We start from the raw sequence: 8,411 nt of genomic DNA, 5'->3' as shown, positions 1-8,411 counted from the left end.
CAGGAGCGCATCACCGTGCTGCCCGGGGCGCCGACGATCTTCACGTCGCTGCTGGCGGCCGACGCGCACACACGCCACGACCTGTCGTCGCTGCGGCTGGTCGTCACCGGCGCCGCGGTGATCCCCGTCGTGCTGATCGAGCGGCTCCGCGAGGAGCTGGCCATCGAGCGGGTGGTGACCGCCTTCGGCTTGACCGAGGCGGTGGTGACCACCATGTGCCGTGGGGACGAGGACGCCGAGACCGTGGCGATGACGTGCGGTCGCGCGGTGCCGGGGATGGAGACGCGCATCGCGGACGGCGGTGAGCTGCTCGTCCGGGGCGTCTACGTGATGCTTGGCTACCTCGACGACCCGGTCGCGACGGCCGCGGCGATCGATGCCGAGGGCTGGCTGCACACCGGCGACGTCGGCACCCTGGACGCCTTCGGCAACCTGCGCATCACCGATCGGCTCAAGGACATGTACATCTCGGGCGGGTTCAACGTCTATCCCGCCGAGGTGGAGCAGGCGCTGGCGCGACTCGACGGCGTCACCGAGGTGGCCGTCGTCGGAGTCCCGGACGAGCGCCTGGGAGAGGTGGGTCGGGCCTACGTCGTGGGGTCCGCCACCCCCGACGAGGTGCTCGCCTTCGCCCGCGAGCGACTGGCCAACTACAAGGTGCCGCGCGAGGTCGCGGTCATCGACGCGCTCCCCCGCAACCTGTCCGGCAAGGTGCTCAAGAAGGATCTTCGCGATGGATCTTGAGCTCACCGAGTCCGAGCTCGCGTTCCGGGCCGAGGCACGCGAGTGGCTGGCCGCCCATGTCCCGGCCACTCCACTCTCCTCGATGGACACGGCTGAGGGCTTCGTCGCACACCAGGCCTGGGAGAAGGAACTGTGCGACGCCCGCTGGTCGGTCGTCTCGTGGCCGCCCGAGGTCGGCGGCCGCGGGGCATCGCTGGTGGAGTGGGTGATCTTCGAGGAGGAGTACTACCGCGCCCGCGCACCCGGCCGCGTCTCCCAGAACGGGATCTTCCTGCTCGCCCCCATCATCTTCGACCACGGCACCCGTGAGCAGCAGCAGCGCTTCCTGCCGACGATGGCCAGCGGTGAGAGCGTCTGGGCGCAGGCGTGGTCCGAGCCCGAGGCCGGCTCCGACCTCGCGTCGCTGAAGTCCACCGCGAGACGGGTCGAGGGGGGCTGGCTGCTCAACGGCCAGAAGACGTGGTCGTCGCGGGCGGCGCTGGCCCACTGGGCCTTCGGGCTGTTCCGCTCCGACCCCGAGGCCGAACGGCATGGCGGCCTGACCTACCTCCTGTTCCCGCTCGACGCCGAGGGGATCACCGTCCGGCCGATCGCCCAGCTCGGCGGCGGGGCGGGCTTCGCGGAGATCTTCCTCGACGACGTCTTCGTGCCCGATGCCGACGTGCTCGGGGCGCCGGGTGACGGGTGGCGGGTCGCGATGTCGACCGCCGGCAACGAGCGCGGCCTCTCGCTCCGCTCCCCGGGGCGTTTCTGCGCCGCCGCGGATCGCCTGGTCTCGCTGTACGCCGACCGCGGCCCGACCGTCGCCCGGAGCGCCGATGACGTCGCGGATGCCTGGATCAAGGCCCGGGCCTATCGCCTCTACACCTGGGGCACGGTCACGCGCCTCGCCGACGGCGGCCAGATCGGCGCGGCCGGATCGACCAACAAGGTCTTCTGGTCCGAGCTCGACGTGGCCCTGCACGAGACCGCCCTCGACCTGCTCGGCCCGGAGGGGGAGGTCGAGTCCGCCTGGACCGAGGGCTATCTCTTCTCGCTGTCCGGCCCGATCTACGCCGGCACCAACGAGATCCAGCGCAACATCGTCGCGGAGCGGATCCTCGGACTCCCCAAGGAGCCCCGCCGATGAAGTTCAGCCACGACAAGGAACAGCGCGACTTCGCCACCACCCTGGACAAGGTCCTGGCCGGAGCCGACACCGTCGCCGCGGCCCGGGCCTGGGCGGCCGGCGACTCCGCGCCGGGGCTGGCGCTGTGGCGCACTCTCGCCGAGCGGGGTGTGACCTCGTTGGCCACCCATGCCACGGCCGTCGAGGTGTGCATCGCGTTCGAGGCGCTCGGCCGGCACGGCGTCCCTGGGCCCTGGGTCGAGTCAGCGGCGTTTCTGCCCATCGCGCTCGAGGCCGACCTGAGCCAGACCATCGCCACCGTGGCCGTCCCTCCCCACGTCCCCTTCGCCCTCGACGCCGACGTGGCGCAGCACGTGCTGGCGGTCGAGGACTCGACGCTGTTCACCGCCACGGTGGGCACCCGGCACGTCTCGCTCGACCGCGCTCGGCACCTCTTCGAGGTCTCACCCCACGAGCGGGTCGAAGCGGGAGACCTCGACCTCGCCTTCGACCTCGCCGTCCTCGCGGCGTCCGCCCAGCTGCTGGGCGCGGGCGAGCGGATCCTGGCCGACTCGGTGACCTACGTGAAGCAGCGCACGCAGTTCGGACGCGAGATCGGCTCCTACCAGGCGATCAAGCACCAGCTCGCCGACGTACGGATAGCCCTCGACTTCGCTCGACCCCTGGTCGACGGAGCGGCAGTGGGCTTCGAGGGCACCGATCGCGCCCGCGACGTCTCCGCGGCCAAGGTCGCGGCCGGAGACGCGGCCTACCTCGCCTCCCGTGCGGGCCTGCAGGTGCACGGCGCGATCGGCTACACCGCGGAGCTCGACCTGTCGCTGTGGCTGCTCAAGGTCCGTGCGCTGGTCAACGCCTGGGGCACGCCCGCGTTCCACCGGGCCCGGGTCCTCGAGAGCCTGGTCCGGACATGAGCAGGACCGACGAGCAGGCCGAGCTGGCCGCGATCGTCCGCTCGCTGCTCGACCGGCGCGCGGACCGCGCGGCCGTGCGCACCGCGATGACCTCGGACAAAGGCTTCGACGAGGGCCTGTGGCAGACCCTGTGCGAGCAGATCGGCGTGGCCGCACTAGCCATCCCGGAGTCACACGGCGGCGTCGGCGCCTCCCTGGCCGAGACGTGCGTCGTGCTCGAGGAGCTGGGCCGCTCACTCGCACCATCACCCCTGCTGCCCACCGCCCTGGCGGCGGCTGCGCTGCTCGCCGCGCGCGACCCGGACGGACTGCTGGCGAGGATCGCCGGCGGGGAGGTGGCGACCCTGGCCACGCCGGACCACGTGCTGTTCGGCGCACAGGCGCAGATCGTGCTGGCCTACGTCGACGGCCGCCTCACCCAGGTCGACGAGACCCCTGTCCGGGTGTCCGCGATGGACCCGACCGTCCAGCTGTCGACCCTGCGCCAGATCGTCGACCCGCTCCCCGACGGTGTCCGCGACGTCGCCCTCGTGCTCACCGCGGCCCTGCAGGTCGGCGGGATGCAACGGGCGCTGGACGACACGGTGGCCTACAGCCTGCAACGGGTGCAGTTCGGCCGGCCGATCGGGTCGTTCCAGGCGCTCAAGCACCGGATGGCCGACATGCTGGTCAAGCTCGAGCTGTCCCGCTCGGCGATGCTGCATGGGGTCGACGGACTCATCGACGCAGCGCCCGACGCGCCGGCGCGGGCGGCCGTCGCTGCGGCGTACTGCACGGAGGCCTTCAACGATCTCGCCGGCGAGATGATCCAGTTGCACGGCGGCATCGCCATCACCTGGGAGCACGACGCCCACCTGGTGCTCAAGCGGGCGCACGCGCTCGGCACCCTGTGGGGCCAGCCGCACACCCCTCGTGCGCGCCTGGCCCTGTGAGGATGTCCCGGGGTGGGTCGTTCAGCCGTTGCCGCCGGCGCGGAAGGCCTGCCAGGCGTCACTCATGCGGTCGGCCTGGCCCGGGCTGAACATGTCCATGCAGGAGTCCTGCGAGTAGTCCATGAAGTTGTGGATCGGGTCGAGCCCGGGCGCCGCGCAGGTGTCGGCGCCGATCGGGCAGTCGAACTGCGGGAAGGCCTCGCGCGGGGTGTCCGCGACCCCGTCACCGCTGGCCGAGCACGCGCCCGCGAAGGTGTGCTCGAGCATCATCCAGTGACCCACCTCGTGGGTGAGCGTGTCCCCGAGGGAGTACTTCCCGGCCGTGCCGCCGGGCATCGACTCGTCGAGGATGACGACACCGTCGCGCCAGTCGTGGCCGTTGTTGTAGTCCTTGGGGAAGTAGGCCCAGCCCAGCAGGCCCCCTCCGATGTCGGCGGCGTAGACGTTGAGGGTCTCGGAGTCACCCACCTTCAGGGCCTGCTTCATCGCCGTCTCGGACTTGCCGGGAGTCACCGTGGCCCACTCGGCGTTGGTGACGAAGTTGGTCTGCGCCAGGTCGAAGCGGAACGCGGTGTTCGCCGCGATCGGGCTGGTCTTGCCGGAGAACGCCGCGTTGAGCACGCCGACCTGGTCAGTGACCATCGTCTGCAGGCGACTGCGCTGCGCGGGCGTCGGTGCTGCTGCCGTGATGACGTGGAAGACCGTCCTGACCCGGATCGACCCGGCAGCAAGCGTCGGCAGGTCCTTGACCAGGCCGTACTTGTTGGCGTCGTTCGGGGAGTAGAGGGCCGGCTCCTGGGCCGTCGCGCCCTTGGTCACCCTGGCGCCGGACGACCCGCCGGCGCAGGCAGCTGCGCCGTCGGAGGCAACGGCCGCGAAGACCGGGGTGGTGGCGAACAGGAGCGGTGACAGGGCAAGGACGGCGGACACGGCTGCGGTACGGACAAGACGCGTGGGACGCATGGGTGGTGATCCCTTCGGGTGACGAGTTGGTGCAGACAACCTAGGCGTGAACGGTCCGGTTGGACATCCCCGAACAGGGGACACTCAGTGCGTGCTGCGATAGGCGCCGCGATAGTAGAGCAGCGGGTCCTCACCGGAGCCGACCGCGAGGTCGACGACCTTGCCCATCACGAGGAAGTGGTCTCCGGCCTCGTGCACGGAGTGCACGGTGCAGTCGACGTGACCCACGATGCCGGCCAGCAACGGCGAGCCGGTGGCGGCGCTGGGCGACCACTCCACGCTCGCGAACTTGTCGTCACCGCGCGAGGCGAACGCGCTGGAGAGGTCGTCCTGACCCGCGGCCAGGAAGTTGACGCAGAAGGTGCCGGACCGCTGGATCGCGGCGAATGCCCGCGACTGCTTCGTCGGCAGGAACGCGACGAGCGGCGGGTCGAGGGAGACGCTGGTGAACGACTGGCAGGTCATGCCGGCGGGCTGGTCGGCCGACATCGTGGTGACGACCGTGACTCCGGAGGCATAGCGGCCGAGAACGTCGCGGAACAGCCGGGCCTGGTCCTGCGCCTCTTCGTCGTCGACCTCGATCGTCTCGCCGGGACGCCACTCGAAGTCGTGGGGGAAGGTGCCCAGGAACGAGTCGATCAGCTCCCGCGGCGGCCAGGACGCGCGGGCGTCGTCGGCCATCCCATCAGGCATGCCGTCGGGGAGCTCAGTCATTCGGACAGTCTCGCCCATGGCGATCAGCCGCCGAACTGGTGACCCCAGTAGGAGACGGCCGTGCTCTCCCGGGCCACCCAGCGGGTGTCGTCGACCTGGAGGCCCTCGGTGCCGAACTCGATGTCGAAGCCGGCGGGGCTCTTGACGTAGAACGACACCATCTCGTCGTTCATGTGCCGCCCGAGGGTGGCCGAGAGGGGCGCCTTGTGCTTGCGGACCCGCTCCAGCGCGCGACCCACGTCGTCGAGCCTGTCGACCTCGAGCATGATGTGGACGCACTTGGACGGGTTGGGCATCGGCAGGAACGCCAGCGAGTGGTGACGGGGATTGATCCCGAGGAACCGTAGCCACACCTTCGTGCCGGCCTCCCTGCCCACGAACTCCCCGGGCATCGACATCGAGTCGCGCAGCCGGAAGCCGAGCACGTCGCGGTAGAACCGCAACGCCTCGACGTCGTCGCTGACCGGGAGCACGATGTGGCCCATCCCCTGCTCGCCGGTGACGAACGTGGCGGCGTACGGCGTGACGACGGGGCGCGACTCGTAGGTGATGCCGTGGAAGAGCTCGAAGACGTTGTCGAAGGGGTCGGTGAAGCGGATCAGCTCCTGCACCCGTCGCTCGGCCAGCTCGTCGGCAGTGCCCTCCACGAACTCGACGCCCGCCTTCTGCAGGTGCTCGCGCGCCTGCTGGAGCGCGTCGTGGTCGGCCAGCTCCCAGCCGGTCGCCGACAGCTCGTCGACGTCGCTCTCGAAGACGATCAGCCGGGCCGAGACCTCGTCGATGCGGTAGTAGAGGTGGTCCGGGTCGGGGCCGCGACCGACGGCCAGTCCCAGCACCTTCTCGGCGAAGGTGCGCCAGGCGCTCAGGTCGGTGCTGGCCACGCGGACGTAGCCCATGGAGCGGATGTCGATCATGGCGTCGGCCTCTCGACGTGTCTGTTCAAGAACGCGACGGCGACCTCGCGGAACTCGTCCGCGGCCTCGACCTGTGCCCAGTGGCCGCAGTGGCCGAAGACGTGGAGCTGCGCCCTGGGGATCAGCTTGAGGGCCACCAACGCACCATCGAGCGGGTTGACCCGGTCCTCTCTGCCCCAGGTGAGCAGCGTGTGCTGGCGCAGCCGGTGGGCCTCACGCCACAGCATCCCGTCCTCGGCGGTCTCCGGGTTCCAGAACGACATGCCCATCGAGCGCATCGCCTCCCGGGCGCCGGGCGCGGTCGCATCCGCGAACCGCTCCTCGACCAGCTCGTCGGTCACCAGGTCCTGGTTGACCACCATCGTGGCGATGAACGCTCGCAACGTCTCGCGGGTCGGGTCGGCACCGAAGTCCATCAGCCGCTGCACCCCCTCGGTGGGATCGGCGTGGAACAGGTTGAGCGACAACCCACCTGGTCCCATCAGCACCAGCCGGGCGACGGTCTCTGGGCGCTCCAGGGCCAGCCTCATCGCCGTACCCCCGCCGAGGCTGTTCCCGAGCAGGTGGCACCGGTCGATGCCGAGGTGGTCGAGCACGCCGATCACGTGGTCGGCCGCGTGCCGGTAGTAGTTGCCGACGACCTCGGGCCTGCCGGAGGCACCGAAGCCGGGCTGGTCGATGAGGATCGTGCGATGGCTCTCGGCGAAGCCCGGCAGCGCCGCCCCGAAGTTGGACCAGGCGGAGGCGCCGGGACCACCGCCGTGCAGCATGACGAGCGGGAATCCCTCTCCGCTCTCGTAGAAGGCGATGTCGGTGCCGTTGACCTCGACCGTCTGCTGGAGGTCCTGCTTGGTGGGACTCAACTCAGTACATCCCCGGGTCGATCTTGTGACCGAACTCGAGCTCGCCGAACATCTTCAGCGCGCGCTCGGGGTCGTTGGCGGCGTGCACGCGACCGGCGTGCGCATCGCGCCACGCGCGCTGGAGATAGGTGCCCTCGGCCAGCGCCCGCCCGCCCGACGCCTCGAACAGCGCGTCGATCGCGTCGATCGCTCGCTGGGTGCCGAGCACCTGGTCGCGCCGCACCCGCAGCCGCAGCTGCAGCGGGATCCTCTCCCCCTTGGCGACATGGGCCTGTTCCTCGCGGATGTTGGCCATCAGCAGCGCCCACGCCGCGTCGATCTCGCTGCCCGCGCGCGCGATCCGCACGGCCGCGAACGGGTCGGAGGACGCCTTCTCCCCGAGGTAGGCCGCCCGGACCCGCTGCTGCTGCATCTCGACGTGTTCGGCGTACGCCCCCGTCGCCATCCCGACGATGGGGCTGGTGATCGTGCTGGTGAACAGTGAGTGGAAGGGCAGCTTGTAGAGGTCTGAGGTGTTCTGCTCCTGGCCCGGGCCGAAGCAGCGGCCCGTGTCGCTCATCGAGAGCGTGAACGCTGCGGGCACGAAGACGTCGTCGACGACGATGTCGTTGGAGCCGGTGCCGCGCAGGCCGACGACGTTCCACACGTCGAGGATCTCGTAGTCGGCTCGCGGGATCATGAAGGTCTTGAAGTCGACGACGTTGCCGTCCTCGTTGAGGACGAGCCCGCCCAGCAGCACCCAGGACGCGTGCGCCGAGCCGGACGAGAAGGACCACTTGCCGCTCAGGGTGTAGCCCCCGTCGGTGAGCACCGCCTTGCCGGTCGGTGCGTAGGACGAGCTCAGCCTCGTGTTCGTGTCGGCGCCCCACACGGCCTGCTGGGCCTCGTCGGTGAACAGCGCCACCTGCCAGGGATGCACGCCGAGCACGCTGCAGATCCAGCCGGTCGAGCCGTCGGCGGAGGCGATCATCCTGACGGCGGTGAAGAAGTCGACCGGGTCGGACTCGAGACCCTCGAAGCGCGCCGGCTGAAGCATCCGGAAGAAGCCGGTCTCCTCGAGCTCCTTGACCGACTGCTCGGGCACCTGCCGCAGGCGCTCCGCCTCGTCGGCGCGCTCACGGAGGCCGGGCAGCAGGTCTCGAATCGCGTCGAGGACCGGTGAAGGCATCGTCATGCGGCCATACTAGAACCTGTTACAGTTTTGCGCCATGAGCACCCCTCCCGAGCCGTCCGAGAACGAC

At 70.3% G+C, this 8,411-nt stretch carries 9 protein-coding genes; 4 read left to right on the top strand and 5 right to left on the bottom strand.

Annotation, left to right across the window (positions count from 1 at the left end):
- From RMO85_RS17035 to RMO85_RS17020, 4 genes are all read left to right on the top strand, one after another.
- Positions 1–744 (top strand): AMP-binding protein (locus RMO85_RS17035; protein WP_310529911.1); only part of this gene is annotated, 744 nt, incomplete at its 5' end.
- Positions 734–1,873, top strand: coding sequence for an acyl-CoA dehydrogenase family protein (locus RMO85_RS17030; protein WP_310529910.1), 1,140 nt, complete (start codon positions 734–736; stop codon positions 1,871–1,873). The genes RMO85_RS17035 and RMO85_RS17030, both read left to right, overlap by 11 nt.
- Positions 1,870–2,784 (top strand): acyl-CoA dehydrogenase family protein, encoded by a 915-nt coding sequence (locus tag RMO85_RS17025; RefSeq protein ID WP_310529909.1) that lies wholly within the window; start codon positions 1,870–1,872, stop codon positions 2,782–2,784. The genes RMO85_RS17030 and RMO85_RS17025 overlap by 4 nt, the downstream gene beginning before the upstream one ends.
- Positions 2,781–3,716 (top strand): acyl-CoA dehydrogenase family protein, encoded by a 936-nt coding sequence (locus RMO85_RS17020; protein WP_310529908.1) that lies wholly within the window; start codon positions 2,781–2,783, stop codon positions 3,714–3,716. Before RMO85_RS17025 ends, RMO85_RS17020 begins: the two co-directional genes overlap by 4 nt.
- A 21-nt stretch (positions 3,717–3,737) precedes the next feature.
- Here the strand turns inward: RMO85_RS17020 and RMO85_RS17015 are convergent, their stop codons facing one another.
- From RMO85_RS17015 to hsaA, 5 genes are all read right to left on the bottom strand, one after another.
- Positions 3,738–4,679 carry a zinc metalloprotease gene (locus RMO85_RS17015; protein ID WP_310529907.1) on the bottom strand — a complete coding sequence of 314 codons (942 nt, stop codon included), beginning with the start codon at positions 4,677–4,679 and terminating at the stop codon, positions 3,738–3,740.
- An 84-nt stretch (positions 4,680–4,763) separates the two neighbouring features.
- Positions 4,764–5,393 carry a flavin reductase family protein gene (locus RMO85_RS17010; RefSeq protein ID WP_310529906.1) on the bottom strand — a complete coding sequence of 210 codons (630 nt, stop codon included), beginning with the start codon at positions 5,391–5,393 and terminating at the stop codon, positions 4,764–4,766.
- A gap of 23 nt (positions 5,394–5,416) precedes the next feature.
- Positions 5,417–6,307 (bottom strand): iron-dependent extradiol dioxygenase HsaC, encoded by an 891-nt coding sequence (hsaC, locus tag RMO85_RS17005; protein ID WP_310529905.1) that lies wholly within the window; start codon positions 6,305–6,307, stop codon positions 5,417–5,419.
- Positions 6,304–7,170 (bottom strand): 4,5:9,10-diseco-3-hydroxy-5,9,17-trioxoandrosta-1(10),2-diene-4-oate hydrolase, encoded by an 867-nt coding sequence (gene hsaD / locus RMO85_RS17000; protein WP_310529904.1) that lies wholly within the window; start codon positions 7,168–7,170, stop codon positions 6,304–6,306. The genes hsaC and hsaD overlap by 4 nt, the downstream gene beginning before the upstream one ends.
- Before the next feature lies 1 nt (position 7,171).
- Complete coding sequence (hsaA, locus tag RMO85_RS16995) at positions 7,172–8,344, bottom strand: 3-hydroxy-9,10-secoandrosta-1,3,5(10)-triene-9,17-dione monooxygenase oxygenase subunit (RefSeq protein WP_310529903.1); 1,173 nt, start codon at positions 8,342–8,344, stop codon at positions 7,172–7,174.
- Positions 8,345–8,411: the final 67 nt, after the last annotated feature.

The sequence above is a fragment of the Nocardioides sp. genome (assembly GCF_031422975.1).
Classification (GTDB): domain Bacteria; phylum Actinomycetota; class Actinomycetes; order Propionibacteriales; family Nocardioidaceae; genus Nocardioides.
This window is presented reverse-complemented; position numbering and strand designations above follow the sequence as displayed.

Coding starts and splice junctions, on each gene's coding strand:
- RMO85_RS17030 (WP_310529910.1), top strand. CDS start 734: ATGGATCTTGAGCTCACCGAGTCCGAGCTCGCGTTCCGGGCCGAGGCA.
- RMO85_RS17025 (WP_310529909.1), top strand. CDS start 1,870: ATGAAGTTCAGCCACGACAAGGAACAGCGCGACTTCGCCACCACCCTG.
- RMO85_RS17020 (WP_310529908.1), top strand. CDS start 2,781: ATGAGCAGGACCGACGAGCAGGCCGAGCTGGCCGCGATCGTCCGCTCG.
- RMO85_RS17015 (WP_310529907.1), bottom strand. CDS start 4,679: ATGCGTCCCACGCGTCTTGTCCGTACCGCAGCCGTGTCCGCCGTCCTT.
- RMO85_RS17010 (WP_310529906.1), bottom strand. CDS start 5,393: ATGACTGAGCTCCCCGACGGCATGCCTGATGGGATGGCCGACGACGCC.
- hsaC (WP_310529905.1), bottom strand. CDS start 6,307: ATGATCGACATCCGCTCCATGGGCTACGTCCGCGTGGCCAGCACCGAC.
- hsaA (WP_310529903.1), bottom strand. CDS start 8,344: ATGACGATGCCTTCACCGGTCCTCGACGCGATTCGAGACCTGCTGCCC.